Source organism: Kineococcus sp. AC630, from assembly GCF_979255925.1.
The window spans coordinates 172,949-190,349 of sequence record NZ_CEEDMJ010000006.1 but is presented as its reverse complement, the minus strand read 5'-3'; the positions used below and the strand labels follow the sequence as shown (position 1 = coordinate 190,349).

Here is a 17,401-nt window from a genome sequence, read left to right as displayed (position 1 = left end):
CCGATGGCCGTCGTCGTGCTGATCGCGTTGGCGCTCCTCCTCGTCGGCGGCCTGTACGCCGCGGTGGCCCCGCGCGACGCGCAGGCGACCACCGCGACCGCGTCGGCCGACGACGTCGAGGCGGGCAAGAAGCTGTTCCTCGCCAACTGCAGCACCTGCCACGGGCTCAACGCGCAGGGTGGTGGCGTGGTCGAGGGCAAGAACCCCGGCCCCTCCCTCATCGGCGTGGGCGCGGCGGCCGTCGACTTCCAGGTCGGCTCCGGGCGCATGCCGTTGGCCCAGTCGGGCGCTCAGGCCCCCGAGGTGAGCAAGGTCCGCTTCTCGCAGGACCAGATCAACCAGATGGCGGCCTACATCGCCTCCCTCGCACCGGGCCCGGCCATGCCGACGGACGAGCAGCTCGACACCAGCTCGGTCAGCAAGGAGCAGCTCGCGCAGGGCGCCGCGATCTTCCGCACCAACTGCGCGATGTGCCACAACTTCGCCGGCAAGGGCGGGGCCCTCACGGCCGGCAAGTACGCGCCGAGCCTGGACGGGGTCTCCGCCAAGCACATCTACGAGGCCATGGTCTCCGGCCCGCAGTCGATGCCGGTCTTCAACAACAACACCATCAGCACCGAGGACAAGACGGCGATCATCGCCTGGCTGACCAACGAGGACGTGCGACCGGACCCGGGTGGCCTCACGCTGGGATCCGTCGGCCCGGTCTCCGAGGGTCTGCTGGCCTGGATCGGCGGCATCGGCCTCCTGATCGGCGTCTCCGTCTGGTTGGGGATGAAGTCCTCCTGATGAGCAGCACCTCGAGCACGACCAGCAGCAGCGTGAAGGAACCGGACGGGCAGGGAGCATGAGCGACATCGAACGCGCCGACGAGGCGCACGGGCAGGCGAGCACCACCCTCGCCAAGCCCGAGGGCGGCGTTCCCGACCGCTTCGAGAACCCCGGGCTGCCGGAACACCGGCACCGCATGGGCGACACCGACCCGGCCGCCGCCCGGCGCGCCGAGCGTCAGGTCGCCTTCTTCCTGGTGCTCTCCATGATCGGGACGATCGGGATCATCGTCTCGCTCATCGGCATCAAGTACGACGACAGCTTCGAGCGGATCAGCCTCTCGACCAAGGCCATCGGCCTGTCGATGTTCGTCTCGCTCTTCGCCCTCGGCGTCGGGGCCGTGCACTGGGCCAAGACCCTCATGCCCGACGACGAGCGCATCGACTACCGCCACCGTCAGCGCGGCACCACGGCCGAGCGCGACGAGGCCGTCTCGATCCTCAAGGAGGGCGCCGCGGAGGCCGGTCTCGGTCGTCGTCCCCTCATCCGCAACACCCTCATCGGGTCCCTGGCGCTGTTCCCGATCCCCGCGGTGTTCTTCTTCCGCGACACCGGTCCCCTCCCGGGCAACGACCTGTCCACCACGATGTGGAAGGCCGACACCTACCTGGTCAAGGACCCCGAGGGTGGTCGCATCCGCGCGGCCGACGTGAGCATCGGCTCCGTCGTCCACGTTCTCCCCGAAGGCATCGAAGAGGCCGACGAGGTCCTCAACGAGAAGGCGAAGTCGGCCGTCCTGCTCATGCGTCTCGACGCGAGCCTGCTCACGCAGAAGTCCGCGGAATGGGGTGTCGACGGAACCGTCGCCTACTCCAAGATCTGCACTCACATGGGCTGCCCTGTGGCCCTCTACGAACAGCAGACCCACCACCTGCTGTGCCCCTGCCACCAGTCGACGTTCGACCTGACGCAGGACTGCAAGGTGATCTTCGGCCCCGCCAAGAGGGCTCTCCCCCAACTGCCGATCGCGGTGGACGACGAGGGGTACCTCATGGCGACCGACGGCTTCAACGAGGCCGTGGGCCCGAGCTTCTGGGAGCGCGGATGAGCACCATCGACAAGGCGGCCGGTGGCGTCGCGAACTTCGCCGACGACACCGTCGGCGCGAGCAAGGTCGTCAACGGGTTCGCTCGCAAGATCTTCCCCGACCACTGGTCGTTCATGCTCGGCGAGATCACGCTGTACAGCTTCGTGATCCTGCTGCTCACGGGCACCTTCCTCACGTTCTTCTACGAGCCGTCCGCGGCCGAGACGACGTACAACGGCATCTACCTGCCGCTGACGGGACAGCACGTGTCCGAGGCCTACGCCTCGTCGCTGCGGTTGTCCTTCGACGTGCGCGGCGGTCTGCTGATGCGCCAGGTCCACCACTGGGCCGCGCTGGTCTTCGTCGCCGCGACGATCGTCCACATGGCCCGCGTGTTCTTCACCGGCGCGTTCCGCAAGCCGCGCGAGGTCAACTGGGTCATCGGTGTCCTGCTCGCCATCCTGGCGGTCTTCGAGGGCTTCACCGGGTACTCCCTCCCCGACGACCTGCTCTCCGGGACCGGGATCCGCATCGCGGACGCGATCATCCTCGCGGTCCCCGTGGTCGGCAGCTACATCAGCTTCTTCCTCTTCGGTGGCGAGTTCCCGGGCCAGGACTTCATCCCGCGGTTCTTCACCATCCACATCCTGCTGCTGCCGGCGATCATGCTCGCGCTCATCGCGGTGCACCTCATGTTCGTCGTCGTGCACAAGCACACCCAGTACCCCGGCCCGGGTCGCACCGAGGACAACGTCGTCGGTTTCCCGCTCTTCCCGGTGTACATGGCCAAGGCCGGTGGGTTCTTCTTCCTGGTCTTCGGTGTCATCGCCCTGATCGCGTCGCTCGTCTCGATCAACCCGATCTGGGCCTACGGGGCCTACGACCCCTCCCCCGTGACCGCCGGTTCCCAGCCGGACTGGTACATGGGCTGGCTCGACGGGGCGGTCCGACTCACCCCGGGCTGGCTGGAGTTCACCGCCTGGGGCTTCACGTTCTCGATGAACATCTTCATCCCCACGACGTTGGTGATCGTGTTCGCCCTGGGCGCCGCGATCGTGTACCCGTGGATCGAGCAGGCCGCGACGGGCGACCGTCGTGAGCACCACCTGCTGGACCGCCCGCGCAACCAGCCGACCCGCACGGGGTTGGGCGTCATGGCGCTCACGTTCTACGTCCTGCTGTGGATCTCGGGCGGCAACGACATCATCGCCCACATGATGTCGCTGTCGATCAACGACATCACCCGCTTCCTGCGGGTGGGCATCTTCGTCCTGCCGCCGCTGGCGTTCGTGATCACCAAGCGCATCTGCCTCGGCCTGCAGCGCAAGGACCGCGAGAAGGCGCTGCACGGTCGTGAGACCGGCCGCATCGTCCGGCTCCCGCACGGTGAGTTCATCGAGGTCCACGCCGCCCTGACCGACCTCGAGCGGTGGACCCTCGTCCAGCACGACTCCCTGCGCCCCATGGAGATCGAGGACCGCGTGGACGCCGGGAACCCGGACACGCTCTACGGCAAGGTCCAGCGTCGCCTCTCGAAGTTCTACTTCGAGGACCGCGTCGAGCCGGTCACCCCGACCGAACTCGCCGCCTCGCACGCCGACCACCACGGTGAGGTCGGCGGGGGTCACCAGGACGAGATCGACGCCGGCACCAACCCGGCCATCGGGACGTCGCAGACGACCCACGGCTGATCCTCGCCACACGGCTCGGGGCCCTTCCGCTCCTCCCCTCACGGGGAGGGCGGAGGGGCCCTTCGGCGTTTCCGACCCTCCTCCCCCGACGGTTAGGCTCTCCCTCCGTGACTTCTCCCCTCGCCCCTGACACCCTGACCGGCAAGCGCGTCCTCGTCACCGGTTCCTCCCGTGGCATCGGCGCCCAGACCGTCACGTACTTCGCCCAGGCGGGTGCGTCCGTGGTGATCAACTACCGCAACAAGGCCGTCCGCGCCGAGAAGCTCGTCGCCCAGCTCACCGAGTCGGGCACGACGGCCTTCGCCGTCGCCGCGGACCTGACGGACGACGCCTCCGTCACCGCGATGTTCGACACGGTCCGCGCCGAACTCGGTGGTCTCGACGTGCTGGTGCTCAACGCCTCGGGCGGCATGGAACAGGGCATGGCCGAGGACTACGCGATGCAGCTCAACCGCGACGCCCAGGTGCGCGTCCTGCAGACCGCGCTCCCCCTGCTCGCCGCCGGATCCCGCATCGTCTTCGTCACCAGCCACCAGGCGCACTTCATCAACACGACCGAGACCATGCCGGAGTACGAGGCGGTCGCGCGCAGCAAACGGGCCGGAGAGGACGCGCTCCGGGCTCTCCTCCCCGATCTCGAGGCGCGCGGGATCGAATTCGTCGTCGTGTCCGGGGACATGATCGAGGGCACCATCACCGCCACCCTGCTGGAACGCTCCAACCCCGGTGCGCTGGCCACCCGCAAGGAGGCGGCCGGGAAGCTCTACGACGTCGCCGAGTTCGCCGCCGAGGTGGCGCGTGCCGCGCTCGACCCGGTCCCCGCGGACCACACCCGCTACGTCGGCGACACGGGCAGCTTCACCGGCTGATCCCGCTCGCCCGGGTGGGGACCCGTCGACGCACCGGGCGCATCGTCGCGTCCGGTGCGTCGAGGGTGCGAACCCCTAGACCGCGCGACGCCGCCGCAGCCAGAGGAGCGCGACCCAGGCGAAGGGCACGCGGAGCCAGAACGTCAGGGCCCGGTAGAGGAGCGCGGCGGAGAGGGCGGGCACCGGGTCGAGCCCCGACGCCACCAGTCCCGCGGCCAGCGAGGCCTCGGAGGCGCCGATGCCCCCCGGAACGGGGATCGCGGCGGTGACGGCGGAGCTCCCGACGACGACGAGCACCAGCAGGGGCAGCGAGGGGTCTCCCCCGACCGCACGGGCGCAGCAGAGCAGGGTGGAAGCGAACCCCAGAGGCACGGCCAGGTGTCCGAGCAGGGCCACCAGGACGCGGGTCGGGTGGGTCAGGACGCGGCGCAGCGCCGGCCATTCCGCCCGGACCGGCTCGACCACCTTCTCGGCGATCAGACGCCGGGCGCGGGGCCACCAGCGGACGACGAGGAACAGCACGCCCGCGAGCACGACCGCCCCGCCGAGGACCGGCCAGGGCAGCGACACCCCGGCCTCGGGCTCGCGACCCGCGAGGAGCACGCAGCCGAGCAGGAGCACCGCGGTGACGACGAACGAGGTGGACTGGACGATGCCGATGGTGGTGGCCGCGACCGCGAGCGGCAGGCCCCGCTGCTGCAGGTAGCGGACGGTCAGCGCGACACCCCCCGTGCTCGAGGGGGTGACGAGGTTGACGAAGGACGTCGCGAGCCAGAGCAGGCAGGTCCGCACGACCGGGATCCGCACCGGCGAGAGGGCGGTCATGGAGGCGACGTTGCCGAGCAGGGGGACGACGGCGACGATCGCGGCGATCGTCACCCAGCCGGGGTCGGCGGAGCGCAGCCGCTCCCCCAGGTCGGCCCCTTGCAGACGGTGCACGAGGACGACCACGGCCACGACGGTGGCGACCGCGAGGAGGACCCGCCAGAGGCGACGGGCCCACGGCCGGCGGCGTCTCAGGCGGTCAGCGCGGAGCCCTGGCGCCACTGGTCGTAGGTCTCGTTCCACACGTTGAAGCCGTTGCCGGGTTCGATGCTGCGGTCGCTGCCGGTGTAGGTCACGACGTCACCGACCTTGGAGTTCTGGAACATCCACTGCGCGTTCTCGGTGCTCATGCCCGTGCAGCCGTGGCTGACGTTCGCCCTGCCCTGCGAGGCGACGGACCACGGAGCGGCGTGCAGGAACTCCCCCGAGTTGGTCAGACGCATCGCGTACTTCACGTCGAGGTTGTAGTAGCGCGGGTCGTCCTGCCCGATGCCGGTGGTCTCGGAGTTCATCTCCCGGGACTTCTCGAGACTCATGATCACCTTGGTGCCGCTGCGGGTGACGAACTGCCCACCGCTGCCGGACTGCCCCAGGGTGACGGGGATGGTCTTGAGGACCTCGCCGTCGCGGGTGACGGTCAGGGTGTGCGCGCCGATGTCGACGGTGCTGACCATCGCGGAGCCGATCGTGAAGTCGATGTCGCGACTCTTGCCCCACACCCCCGGGGCGACCTCGATCGCGCCGAGCGCGATGCCGACGTGCACCGTGCTGTGCGCGGGCCAGTACTGCTCGGGCCGGAACTCGACCTTGGTGTCGGAACGCCAGTTCCACGACCCAGCGACGGGGTTCGGGGACCCCGTGACCGTCATGTTCTGCTCGACGACGCTGCGCTTGTCCTTGGCGACGGGGGCGTCGAAGGTGACGATGACCGGCATCCCGACCCCGACCTCGGAACCGGCCAGCGGAGCCACCGCCGGGAAGGCCGTCTCGGTCGGGGTCAACGTCGTGAGGGTGCTGTCCCGCGTCGCGGCCGAACCCGCGGTGTTCGTGGCGACGGCGTGCACGGCGTAGGCCGTGGCCGGCGCGAGCGCCGCGCTGCTGGTCCACGTGGTCCCGGCGGCGTCCACGGCGCCGGCTAGCGGGGTGCCGTCGGCCGCGGTCACGGTGACGTCGGTGAGCTTGCCTCCGGCCGCGGTGACGGTGACGGGCGCGTCCGGACGGACGTCACCGGTCAGGTCGGCCGGGGTCACGGTGATCGTGGCCGGCGGTGCGGACGGCGTCCCGCTCGCGGACGGTTTCCCGGCCGCGCCGGAGTCGGCGTCCGACTGGCAGGCGGTCAGTCCGAACGGCAGGGCGACCCCTGCCAGGACCGCCGCGACGATCGTGCGTCGCCGCACCTGGACGTACGTGCTGTTCTCCACCGAGCGCTTCTCCCCCGGGTCACCAGGACCCTCTCGTACTTCCCCCACCGTCGATCCTCGCACCTGGACGGCTCACCCCGGTGACGCCGCGCGGACACGTCGCGTTGCACGCGTGCACATCACGATCCGGTCACGGTCGCGACGGGTACCGGCCGGGGGGTGGCGACAACGGGGTGACGGGAGACCGCGATCCCCGGACGACCAGCCGCAGGGTTTCTCGCCCGGGCCGTGCACCGGACGTTCCCGGCCCCGGCGAAACGAGCTGTTCACAGGAACGAGACGAGCAAGCAACGCGGACGACCTACGTTCGACTCGAGTGACATTCGAAGTCATCGAAGCAGGTCACGCACCCACCCACGACCAACCGAGGAGTCTCGTGGACGTCGGCGTCTTCATCCCGATCGGCAACAACGGCTGGCTCATCTCCAAGTCGTCGCCGCAGTACATGCCCAGCTTCGAACTGAACAAGACCATCGTCCAGAAGGCCGAGCAGCACGGTTTCGACTTCGCCCTCTCGATGATCAAACTCCGCGGTTTCGGCGGGGAGACGGAGTTCTGGGACCACAACCTGGAGTCCTTCACGTTGATGGCCGGGCTCGCGGCGGTCACCGACCGCATCAAGCTCTACGCCTCGACCGCGATCCTCACCCTGCCCCCGGCGTTGGTCGCCCGCATGGTGTCGACCATCGACTCGATCGCCCCCGGACGGATCGGCGTGAACATCGTCACCGGGTGGGCACCGAAGGAGTACTCGCAGATGGGCCTCTGGCCCGGCGACGACCACTTCCGCGACCGCTACCGCCGCGCCGAGGAGTACGTGCGGGTCCTGCGCGACCTCACCGAGAACGGTCGCAGCGACCTCGAGGGCGAGTTCTACACGATGGACGACTGCGTGCTCTCCCCCCGTCCCGGACACATCGACGTCGTCGCCGCCGGCCAGTCCGAGACCGGGATCCGCTTCGCGGCCGAGAACACCGAGTACGACTTCCTCAACGGCGTCGGGATCAACACCCCGACCGCGATGGCCCCGCACGGCGAACGCCTGCTGGCGGCGACGAAGGAGTCCGGTCGCGACGTCGGCGCGCTCGCCCTGTTCATGGTGATCGCCGACGAGACCGACGAGCTGGCCATGGCGAAGTGGCACGACTACCACGCCAACGCCGACCTCTCCGCCCTCGACTACCGCGCCGACGAGGCCGCCGCCGACGTGCACGCCGACGCGGACTCGACCGCACGCACCATCTCCCTCCCCGAGGGCGCGGTGAACTTCAACATGGGAACCCTCATCGGTTCCTACGCCTCCGTCGCGCGGATGCTCGACGAGTTGTCCACGGTCCCCGGGATCGCCGGCGTCATGCTGACCTTCGACGACTTCGTCGCCGGCGTCGACGCGTTCGGGGAACGCATCCAGCCGCTCATGACCAGTCGCCGGCACGTGGCGGTCCCCGCGTGAGCCGGGTCCTGCGCGCGGCGGTCGTCCAGGCCGGGGAGTCCACCGAAGACCTCGACGCGAACCTCGACTCGCTGGAAGCGCTGGTGCGCAGAGCATCCCGACGCGACGACGGGACGTCCCCGGACCTCGTGCTGCTCCCGGAACTCATCACCACCCCCTACTTCTGCACCTCCCGGGCAACGGACCGCTCGGGCTGGGCGCAGACCCTGCCCGGGCCCACCACAGGACGCTTCGCCGCCCTCGCACGCGAACTCGGGGTCGCGATCGTCTGGGGGATGTACGAGCGGACGGGTTCCGACGTCCTGCACAACTCCGCCGTCGCGGTCGACGCGAACGGCGACCTGCTCCCCTGGCGGGACGCCGACGGGAACAGCCGCCCGGCCTACCGGAAGTTGTCGTTGCCGGCCAACCACGTCGGTGGCGTCGACGTGGACGAGAAGTTCTTCTTCTCCCCCGGCGCCTCCCCCGTCGTCCTCGACGTGCTCGGGGTCCGGTTCGCCTGCGTCATCTGCTACGACCGGTCCTTCCCCGAGCACTGGGCGCTGGCCCGGGCGATGGGCGCCGAGGTCGTGCTGGCCGTCGTGAGTTCCCTGGGCAGCCGGGAGGAGCTGTTCCTGCAGGAACTGTCGATCCGGGCGATGGAGTCGCAGGTCTTCGTCCTCGCCGCCAACCGGGCCGGCGCCGAGGAGCTCAACGGCCACCGGGTCAGCTACTTCGGCCGTTCCTGCGCGGTCGACCCCACCGGCGCCGTCCTCTCCGAGGCACCCGCGCACTCCGCCGGAGCGGTCCTGCAGGTCGACCTGGACCTCGACCTGGTCACCCGCACCCGCGCGGCGTTCCCGTTGTCGCGCGACCGCCGTTCCGACGTCGTCGAACTGCTCGCCCGCCTCGTGGCGACCCGCTGAACCACCAGCACGAAACCCCCCACGAACTCCCGCCGACCCTCCAGGAGCTCCTGTGCCCGTCGCCTCGCCGCGCCGCCCCTCGTTCCGGGCCGCTGCCCTCCTCCTCGCCGTCGGCCTGTCCGCGACCCTCACCGCCTGCAGCAGTTCCGACGCCTCGACCGGTGGTGGTTCCGGCGAGGTCGACCAGGCCGGGGTGACCGCGGCCGCGGCCGCGGTCGAGGCCGCCAGCGTCGACCCGACGTTCACCCTCGACGCCCCGGCGTTCGCGATGTCCGGCATCAAGGGCAAGAAGATCTTCAACATCCCGAACTCCAGCGCGATCCCCTACATCCAGGCCGTCGACGACGAGAGCGCGACGATCGCCGAGAAGTACGGAGCCACCTGGGTGGAGTACACCAACCAGGGCACCCCCACCGAGCACAGCGCCGGGATCGACCAGGCCATCAGCCAGGGCGCGGACCTCATCGTGCTCGCGCAGGGCATCAACGCCGACCTGCTGACCCCGGCCCTGCAACGGGCCGAGACCGCGGGCATCCCGGTCATCGTGACCCACACCCAGCAGACGGGGACGACGTTCAGCGCCACCTCGGCGCCCCTGATCGCGGCCCAGGTCACGGCCCCGTTCAACGAGGCCGCCGCCCTCATCGCGAACTGGTCCATCGCCGACTCCGGGGGTTCGGTCGACGCCGTCATCATCACCTCCCAGGAGGTGCCGCCCTCCAACGGCATGGTCGCGGCGATGCAGGCCACGCTGAAGGAGAACTGCCCCTCCTGCACGAGCAAGGTCGTCAACGTCCCGACCACCGACTGGGCGACGAAGATCTCCGGTGAGGTCCAGACCGCCCTGCAGTCCGACCCGAAGGTGAACTACGTCCTGCCGATCTACGACTCCATGTCGATCTACGCGCAGCAGGGCATCACCGCGGCCGGCAAGACCGGCCAGGTCCAGATGGCCTCGTTCAACGGGACCCCCGACCTGCTGAAGCTCATCCAGGACGGCGACGTCATGGCGATGGACGTCGGCGAGAACATCTCCTGGCTGGCCTACTCGACGTTGGACCAGGCCGGGCGCGTCCTGACCGGGGCCCCGATCGTCGAAGACGGCGACGAGGGCACCCCGCTGAAGGTCTTCACCGACGACAACGTCGCCGAGACGGGCACCCCGCCGGCCGCCGGCACCGGCTACGGCGACGCCTACGTCGCCGGGTACGAGGCGCTCTGGGGCCGACCGTGACAGCCGCCCCCGCGATCCGGCTGACCGGGCTGAGCAAGACCTTCGGCGGCCACCGCGCCCTGGACGACGTCAGCCTGGAGATCCCCGCCGGGACCGTCCACGGGCTCCTCGGGGAGAACGGGTCGGGGAAGTCGACCCTCATCAAGGTCCTCACCGGGGTCTACGAGCCGGACGCCGGAGCGGTCCTGGAGGTGGCGGGCCGCCCCGCCCCCCTGCCGCTGGCTCCGGGGGCCTTCCGGGCCCTCGGGATCAGCGTCGTGCACCAGGACCTCGGGTTGCTGCCCGAGCTGTCCGTGGCCGAGAACATGCGCATCGCCCAGGGGATCGCCACCCGGCGCGCGCTGGTCTCCTGGCGGACCGAACGCCGACTGGCGGGCGAGACCCTGCGCCGACACGGCCTCGACATCGACCCGGCCGCCGCGGTCGCCACCCTCAGCGACACCGAACGGGCGCTGGTGGCGATCCTGCGCGCGGTCGACGAGCTCGGGGACTCCCGCACGCTGCTGATCCTCGACGAGCCCACGGTCTTCCTCCCCCGCGAGGGCACCGACCTGCTGTTCCGGGTCGTGCGCGACCTCGTCGCGGACGGCCGCACCTCGGTCCTGCTGGTCTCCCACGACCTCAACGAGGTCTTGGAGCACACCGCCCAGGTCACCGTCCTGCGCGACGGTCGCCGGGCGGGGACGGTGGACTCCGCCACGACCGACCCGGCCGGTCTCACCGAACTGATCGTGGGCGCCGACCTGGCCGCCGCCCTGCGCAAGCGCACCGACGCGGACGCGGACGCGCCGGGTCAACAGCCGGGCCCGGTCCCGGGGCAGGGCCTGGTCCAGGTCGCCCGCCTGGTCGCGCCGCGCCTGCACGGGGTGTCCTTCGACGTCGGACGCGGCGAGGTCCTCGGGCTCACCGGGTTGGCCGGTTCCGGCTACGACGAGGTCCTCCCCGCGCTCTACGGGGCCGCGGACGACGTCTCCGGGGACCTCCTCGTCGACCGCGACGCCCTCCAGCTCTCGTCCCTGACCCCTGCCCGGGCCCTCGGCGCGGGGATCGTCCTGGTTCCCGCCGACCGTCGCCGTGACGGTGGCATCGCCGAGGAGTCGGTGGAGCGGAACGTGACGATGCCGGTCATGACGACGCTGGGGTCGCGGTTCCGCCTCGACCGCCGCGCCCTGCAGCGCCGGGCCCAGGAGCTGTCCCGGCGCTACGACGTGCGGCCCTTCGACCCGGGCAAGGCGTTCGGGACCCTCTCCGGCGGCAACCAGCAGAAGGCCGTCCTGGCCAAGTGGTTGCAGACCGACCCGCGGGTCGTCCTGCTCGCCGAACCGACCCAGGGGATCGACGTGGGCGCCAAGGCCTTCGTCTTCGACCTGCTGCGCCAGGCGGCCGAGCGGGGCGCCTCGATCCTGCTCGCCAGCTCCGACTACGAGCAGCTCGCCACGGTCTGCGACCGCGTCCTGGTCCTGGCCCGCGGCCACGTGGTCGCCGAACTGAGCGGCGCCGACCTGACCCAGGCCACGCTGTCCGACCGCGTCCTGTCCAGCACCCGGCTGCTGGACACCCACTTCCCCGTCCCCACCCAGACCAGGGAGGCCTCGTGAGCACGAGCACCCGCACCGCCACGTCCACCGACCCCACCACGGAGGCCGGTGGTCGGAGCCGGTGGCGACTGGCTCCGCACGCCGAGCGGTTCGCCCTCATCGGCGTCTGGGTCGTCGTCCTGGTGGTGTTCTCCCTCGCCCGGCCGGAGACCTACCCGACCGCGGGGAACCTGCAGGGCGTCCTGGGTTCCCAGGCGGTCCTGCTGGTCGCCTCCCTCGGTGTCCTGCTCCCCCTCATCACCGGGGAGTTCGACCTCTCGGTCGCCTCCGCGCTGGGTCTGTCCTCCATGGTCACGGCCGTCATGAACGTCCAGCACGGCTGGAGCATCGGTGCGGCGGTGCTGGCCGGGGTCACCTCCGCGCTCTGCGTGGGCATCGTCAACGCCCTCGGCGTCGTCGTGTTCGGGATCCCGTCGTTCATCGTGACCCTCGGGTCCGGCACCTTCGCGCTCGGCGTCGTGCAGTGGATCTCGGGGCAGTCCACGGTGACCGGGATCGACCCCCACCTCGTCCAGGCGACCGTCGGGACGCGACTGCTGGGAGTGCCGCTGCAGTTCTTCTACGGTCTCGCCGCCGCGGTCCTGCTCGCCGCGCTCCTGGAGTTCACCCCTCTGGGACGACGTCTGCTCTTCGTCGGTCGTTCCCCGCAGGTGGCGAAGCTGTCCGGCTTCGACGTCCCGCGCCTGCGGGCGGGGGCGTTCCTCGGGTGCTCGACCATCGCCGGTCTCGCCGGTGTCGTCTACGCCGGGGCCCTCGGCGGCGCCGACCCGTCCTCGGCGCAGTCGTTCCTGCTGCCGGCCTTCGCCGCGGCCTACCTCGGTGCGACCGCGATCGTCCCGGGCCAGTTCAACCCCCTCGGCACCGTCGTCGCCGTGTACTTCCTCTCCTCCGGGGTGGTCGGTCTGCAGATGCTGGGCGCGCAGAGCTTCGTCCAGCAGCTCTTCTACGGCGGGGCGCTGGTCGTGGCCGTCGGCCTCTCCCGCTACGTCCGCCACCGCGCGACCCGCTGAGCCCCCACCGCACGACGAAGGGCCCCGCACCGGATTCCGGTGCGGGGCCCTTCGTCGTGCGGGTAGGACTCAGTGGGCGTGCTCGCCCTTGTAGTACTCGAAGACCCAGCCGACGATCATCGGCACGGAGATGACGACCCCGATGAACCAGAGCCACCAGCCGACCGCGACCCCGAAGAAGGTCACCGCCCCGCCGGCGGACAGGAACAGCGGCCACCAGGAGTGCGGGGAGAACATGCCCTGCTCGCCCGCGCCTTCGCTGATGTCGGCCCGGGGGTTGTCCTCGGGACGCTCGTCGATGCGCCGTGCGGTGATGGTCAGGTAGGTACCGACCAGCAGGGCGAGACCACCGGTGAGCAGCAGGGCGATGAAGCCGACCCACTCCGTCCACTGGGTGAGCATCCCGTAGACGAACGCGACGGGGACGAAGAACAGGATCCCGCCGGAGAACAGCCAGGTTTCGGGTTTCATCGTCAGCGGCCTTCCGTCACGTCTTCACGGCCACGGCGGTCGGAGCCGCCGTACACCGCGTCCAGCAGGTTGCCGCCGCCGTCGTGGATGTCGTGCGCGGCGATCTCGGGGTGGTGCAGGTCGAAGGCGGGACGCTCCGAACGGATCCGCGGCAGCGAGGTGAAGTTGTGCCGCGGCGGCGGGCAGGACGTCGCCCACTCCAGCGAGGCGCCGTAGCCCCAGGGGTCGTCCACGGTGACCTGCTCGCCGTGGCGGGCGGTGCGGTAGACGTTCCAGAGGAAGGGCAGGAACGACAGGCCCAGGATGAACGACCCGATGGTGGAGATCTGGTTCATGGTGGTGAACCCCTCACCCGGCAGGTAGTCGGCGTAACGACGCGGCATCCCGGCCGCACCCAACCAGTGCTGGATGAGGAAGGTCGTGTGGAACCCGACGAACAACAGCCAGAAGTGCAGCTTGCCCCAGCCCTCGTGCAGCATCTTCCCGGTCAGCTTCGGCCACCAGAAGTAGAAGCCGGCGAACATCGCGAAGACGACGGTCCCGAAGACGACGTAGTGGAAGTGCGCCACGACGAAGTAGGAGTCGGAGAGCTGGAAGTCCAGCGGCGGCGCGGAGAGGATGACGCCGGTCAGACCACCGAAGAGGAAGGTGATGAGGAAGCCGACGGCCCAGAGCATCGGGGTGTCGAAGGTCAGCGACCCGCGCCACATCGTGCCGATCCAGTTGAAGAACTTCACGCCCGTCGGGACTGCGATGAGCATCGTCATGAACGAGAAGAACGGCAGCAGGACCTTGCCGGTCACGTACATGTGGTGCGCCCACACCGTCACCGAGAGGCCGGCGATGGAGATCGTCGCGAAGACGAGGCCCTTGTAGCCGAAGACGGGCTTGCGGCTGAACACCGGGAAGATCTCGGTCACGATGCCGAAGAACGGCAACGCGATGATGTAGACCTCCGGGTGCCCGAAGAACCAGAACAGGTGCTGCCAGAGGATCGGCCCACCGTTCGCGGCCTCGAAGACGTGGGCCCCGAGGATGCGGTCCGCGGCCAGCGCGAGCAGCGCGGCGGCCAGCACCGGGAAGGCCATCAGGACCAGCACGCTGGTGATGAGGGTGTTCCAGGTGAAGATCGGCATCCGGAACATCGTCATGCCGGGAGCGCGCATGCAGATGATCGTGGTGATGAAGTTGACGGCACCGAGGATCGTCCCGAACCCGGAGAACGCCAGGCCCATGACCCAGAGGTTGCCGCCCAGACCGGGCGAGTGGACGACGTCGCTCAGCGGCGCGTAGGCGAACCACCCGAAGGAGGCGGCGCCGCCGGGGGTGACGAAACCGGCCGCGGCGGTGAGACCGCCGAAGAGGAAGAGCCAGTACGCGAACATGTTCAGCCGCGGGAAGGCGACGTCAGGTGCACCGATCTGCAGCGGCATGATCGCGTTCGCGAAGGCGGAGAACAGCGGCGTCGCGAACAGCAGCAGCATGATCGTGCCGTGCATCGTGAACGCCTGGTTGTACTCGTTCTTGGTGTTGAACACCTGCATGCCGGGCTCGAAGAGCTCGGCACGGATGAGCAGCGCCATGATCCCCGCGAGCAGGAACCAGATGAACGCGGTGATGAAGTACAGGTTGCCGATGACCTTGTGGTCGGTGCTGGAGAGCCAGCCGGCGATGACCGCGCCACGACGGCGCGGGATGACCTGCCCCAGGGGCTGGCGCGTGGTGACGCGCGCTGCCGTCCCGGGCAGGTTGAAGCTCTCAGCAGCCATCAGCCGTTGTTCCCGTCACTGGTCTTGTCCTTCGCGGTCTCAGGGGCCTCGCCGACGGAGTCGGCCTGGACACCCGCGAGCTCCTCGGCGCCGGCGAGGGTCGTCGGCAGCGAGCCGGTCTGGCCCGCGGCGTCGAGGTCGTCGAGGTGCTGCTGGTACTCCTCCACCGAGACGACCTTGACGTTGAAGAGCATCTCGGAGTGGTACTCACCGCAGAGCTCGGCGCACTTGCCCTTGAAGGTCCCCTCCTTGGTGGGGGTGACCTGGAAGGCGTTCGGGCTGCCCGGGATGAGGTCCATCTTCATGAGGAACGCCGGGACCCAGAACGAGTGGATGACGTCGCGGGAGTACAGGTCGAAGCGGACCGTCTCGTTGACGGGCAGGTACAGCGTCGGGAGCTCGTCCTCGACGCTGGCCTCACCCGAGAGGTCGGCCTGACGACCGGTGTCGTAGACGCCCGGCTTGGAGTTGTCCTCGAGGTAGTTGAAGTCCCAGGACCACTTCTTGCCCACGACCTGGATCGTGACGTCCGGGGCCTTCTTCGTGTCGAGGATCGTCTGCTGGTCGCGCGCCACGTAGTAGAAGAGGACACCGACCATCATCACGGGGACGATCGTGTAGAGGATCTCGATCGGCATGTTGTAGCGGACCTGCGGCGGCATCTCCGGGTCGTTCTTGCGACGCCGGTAGGCCACGACGCACCAGATCGTCAGGGCCCAGACCAGGACGCCGACCGCCAGGGCGGCGATCCACGACCCGTCCCAGAGCTTGGAGATCCGGTCGGTCATGTCCGTGGCGCCGATGCTGGCGTTCGGCAGGAAGAAGTTGCTCGCCGAAGCGTCCGGCCAGTCGCCGGCGCAGCCGGACAGCAGCAGGGCCGCACCACCGGTGAGGGCGCCTGCCAGCAGTGCCTTGGGGGGACGGCGACGACGTGTCGCGCCCGAGTCTCGCGTGCCCAACGTCGGCCTTCCCACGGTTCGTGCGGTGAACGGGGACGTTTCGTGCTCCCGACGCGTTGGTCTTGAGCAGAGCCGTCCTTTGGTGAGGAGACTACCCCTTGTCGTAGTCGATGGGCCGATCGGGGCGTGCCGCGTCGTGCACCTCGTCGCGGGGCACCCCCGCCGCGGTGAACGCGCGGGGCACGGGCAGCGGCAGGGCATCACCGAGGAGGCGCAGGTAGGCCGGACGGTCGACCTCCTCCACCCCCAGGGTGGCCAGGTGGTCGGTGCGCCACTGCACGTCGACGAGGCGACCCGGGACGCCGTCGGCGGTCATCAGCTGCGCCAGCGCCACGACCGCCGCCTTGGAGGCGTCGGTGACGCGGTGGAACTTCGACTCCGCCGCGAAGAGCCCGCCGATGCTGAGGCCGTAGAGACCGCCGGCGAGCTCCCCGTCGAGGAAGACCTCGACGGAGTGCGCCCAGCCCAGCCGGTGCAGCCGGGCGTAGGCCCGGGCCACCTCCCGGGTGATCCAGGCTCCGCTGCGTCCGGGGTCGGCGCAGCCGGCGACGACCTCCTCGAAGGCGGTGTCGACGCGCACCTCGAAGCGGCGCGACGAGCGGCGCAACGACCGGGACACGTGGACCCGCTCGGGGACGAGGAGGCCACGGGGGTCCGGCGACCACCAGCCGACCGGCCCGGTGCCGCCGCCCCCCAGACCCATCGGGAAGAACCCGTGCCGGTAGGCCTCGAGGAGGGTCGCCGGGGAGAGGTCCCCACCCGCGGCGGCGAGGTCCTCCCTCGCCTCGACGGCGAGGTCGGCGAACCCGAAGAGGGCCGGACCCGGATCCCGGCGTCGACGACCCTGCGGCCCCTCGGGCAGGGGTACCCCCCAGACGCAGTCGGCCCCCGCACCGGTGGGTGCGGGGGCCGACGGGTGCAGTGCGGGGTGCTGCGGATCAGCTGAAGGAGTCACCGCAGGCGCAGCTGCTCCCGGCGTTGGGGTTGTCGATCGTGAAGCCCTGCTTCTCGATCGTGTCCGCGAAGTCGATGGTGGCGCCCTCGAGGTAGGGGGTGCTCATCTTGTCCACGACGACCTCGACGCCGTCGAAGTCGCGCAGGGCGTCCCCGTCCAGCGTGCGCTCGTCGAAGTAGAGCTGGTAGATGAGGCCCGAGCAGCCACCGGGCTGGACGGCGATGCGCAGACGCAGGTCGTCGCGGCCCTCCTGCTCGAGCAGCGTGCGGACCTTCGTCGCGGCCACGTCGGTCAGCAGGACCCCGTGGCTCGCACCCGTCGACCCGGTGGTGGTCGTGTCGGTGGTCGTGGTCATGAGCATCGTCTCCAGATTCGCTCGCGGG

The 17,401-nt window shown here is 70.0% G+C and carries 16 protein-coding genes; 9 read left to right on the top strand and 7 right to left on the bottom strand.

Going from position 1 to position 17,401, the window contains the following annotated elements:
- Positions 1–3 precede the first annotated feature (3 nt).
- The 4 genes from qcrC (at position 4) to AC0I8G_RS08755 (ending at position 4,418) form a co-directional block, all read left to right on the top strand.
- Complete coding sequence (gene qcrC / locus AC0I8G_RS08770) at positions 4–789, top strand: cytochrome bc1 complex diheme cytochrome c subunit (protein WP_471729600.1); 786 nt, start codon at positions 4–6, stop codon at positions 787–789.
- Positions 790–847: 58 nt separating this feature from the next.
- Positions 848–1,879 (top strand): cytochrome bc1 complex Rieske iron-sulfur subunit, encoded by a 1,032-nt coding sequence (gene qcrA, locus AC0I8G_RS08765; RefSeq protein ID WP_471729557.1) that lies wholly within the window; start codon positions 848–850, stop codon positions 1,877–1,879.
- Positions 1,876–3,549, top strand: a complete 1,674-nt coding sequence (gene qcrB / locus AC0I8G_RS08760; protein ID WP_471729556.1) for a cytochrome bc1 complex cytochrome b subunit — start codon at positions 1,876–1,878, stop codon at positions 3,547–3,549. Before qcrA ends, qcrB begins: the two co-directional genes overlap by 4 nt.
- A gap of 107 nt (positions 3,550–3,656) precedes the next feature.
- Positions 3,657–4,418, top strand: coding sequence for an SDR family oxidoreductase (locus AC0I8G_RS08755; protein ID WP_471729555.1), 762 nt, complete (start codon positions 3,657–3,659; stop codon positions 4,416–4,418).
- 75 nt (positions 4,419–4,493) lie between these two features.
- On the opposite strand, the gene AC0I8G_RS08750 is transcribed toward AC0I8G_RS08755, so the two are convergent.
- Together AC0I8G_RS08750 and AC0I8G_RS08745 are read right to left on the bottom strand one after the other, a co-directional pair.
- The gene (locus AC0I8G_RS08750; protein ID WP_471729554.1) at positions 4,494–5,465 is read right to left on the bottom strand and encodes a lysylphosphatidylglycerol synthase transmembrane domain-containing protein; all 972 of its coding nucleotides are present in this window, start codon (positions 5,463–5,465) and stop codon (positions 4,494–4,496) included.
- Positions 5,435–6,664 carry a L,D-transpeptidase gene (locus tag AC0I8G_RS08745; protein ID WP_471729553.1) on the bottom strand — a complete coding sequence of 410 codons (1,230 nt, stop codon included), beginning with the start codon at positions 6,662–6,664 and terminating at the stop codon, positions 5,435–5,437. The genes AC0I8G_RS08750 and AC0I8G_RS08745 overlap by 31 nt, the downstream gene beginning before the upstream one ends.
- Positions 6,665–7,040: 376 nt before the next feature.
- On the opposite strand from AC0I8G_RS08745, the gene rutA reads away from it, so the two are divergent.
- The 5 genes from rutA to AC0I8G_RS08720 are packed head-to-tail and all read left to right on the top strand — an operon-like array spanning position 7,041 to position 12,864.
- Positions 7,041–8,117, top strand: coding sequence for a pyrimidine utilization protein A (rutA, locus tag AC0I8G_RS08740; RefSeq protein ID WP_380260087.1), 1,077 nt, complete (start codon positions 7,041–7,043; stop codon positions 8,115–8,117).
- The gene (locus AC0I8G_RS08735) at positions 8,114–9,022 is read left to right on the top strand and encodes a carbon-nitrogen hydrolase family protein (protein ID WP_380157040.1); all 909 of its coding nucleotides are present in this window, start codon (positions 8,114–8,116) and stop codon (positions 9,020–9,022) included. Before rutA ends, AC0I8G_RS08735 begins: the two co-directional genes overlap by 4 nt.
- 52 nt (positions 9,023–9,074) lie before the next feature.
- Complete coding sequence (locus tag AC0I8G_RS08730) at positions 9,075–10,256, top strand: sugar ABC transporter substrate-binding protein (protein ID WP_471729552.1); 1,182 nt, start codon at positions 9,075–9,077, stop codon at positions 10,254–10,256.
- Positions 10,253–11,854 carry a sugar ABC transporter ATP-binding protein gene (locus AC0I8G_RS08725; RefSeq protein ID WP_471729551.1) on the top strand — a complete coding sequence of 534 codons (1,602 nt, stop codon included), beginning with the start codon at positions 10,253–10,255 and terminating at the stop codon, positions 11,852–11,854. Before AC0I8G_RS08730 ends, AC0I8G_RS08725 begins: the two co-directional genes overlap by 4 nt.
- On the top strand, positions 11,851–12,864 hold the full coding sequence (locus AC0I8G_RS08720) for an ABC transporter permease (RefSeq protein ID WP_471729550.1): 1,014 nt from the start codon (positions 11,851–11,853) through the stop codon (positions 12,862–12,864). The genes AC0I8G_RS08725 and AC0I8G_RS08720 overlap by 4 nt, the downstream gene beginning before the upstream one ends.
- Before the next feature lie 69 nt (positions 12,865–12,933).
- Here AC0I8G_RS08720 and AC0I8G_RS08715 read toward each other — a convergent pair whose 3' ends face one another.
- The 5 genes from AC0I8G_RS08715 to AC0I8G_RS08695 all read right to left on the bottom strand — a co-directional run bounded on the left by AC0I8G_RS08715 (position 12,934) and on the right by AC0I8G_RS08695 (position 17,373).
- Entirely contained in the window at positions 12,934–13,335 is a 402-nt protein-coding gene (locus tag AC0I8G_RS08715; protein ID WP_328295636.1) for a cytochrome c oxidase subunit 4, read from the bottom strand.
- A gap of 2 nt (positions 13,336–13,337) precedes the next feature.
- A complete protein-coding gene (ctaD, locus tag AC0I8G_RS08710; RefSeq protein ID WP_328295635.1) occupies positions 13,338–15,104 on the bottom strand; it encodes an aa3-type cytochrome oxidase subunit I in 1,767 nt (588 codons plus the stop codon).
- Positions 15,104–16,063 carry an aa3-type cytochrome oxidase subunit II gene (ctaC, locus tag AC0I8G_RS08705; protein ID WP_471729549.1) on the bottom strand — a complete coding sequence of 320 codons (960 nt, stop codon included), beginning with the start codon at positions 16,061–16,063 and terminating at the stop codon, positions 15,104–15,106. The genes ctaD and ctaC overlap by 1 nt, the downstream gene beginning before the upstream one ends.
- Positions 16,064–16,154: 91 nt before the next feature.
- Positions 16,155–17,018 (bottom strand): leucyl/phenylalanyl-tRNA--protein transferase, encoded by an 864-nt coding sequence (gene aat, locus AC0I8G_RS08700; RefSeq protein WP_471729548.1) that lies wholly within the window; start codon positions 17,016–17,018, stop codon positions 16,155–16,157.
- Complete coding sequence (locus AC0I8G_RS08695) at positions 17,002–17,373, bottom strand: HesB/IscA family protein (RefSeq protein ID WP_328295632.1); 372 nt, start codon at positions 17,371–17,373, stop codon at positions 17,002–17,004. Before AC0I8G_RS08695 ends, aat begins: the two co-directional genes overlap by 17 nt.
- Between the last annotated feature and the right edge of the window lie 28 nt (positions 17,374–17,401).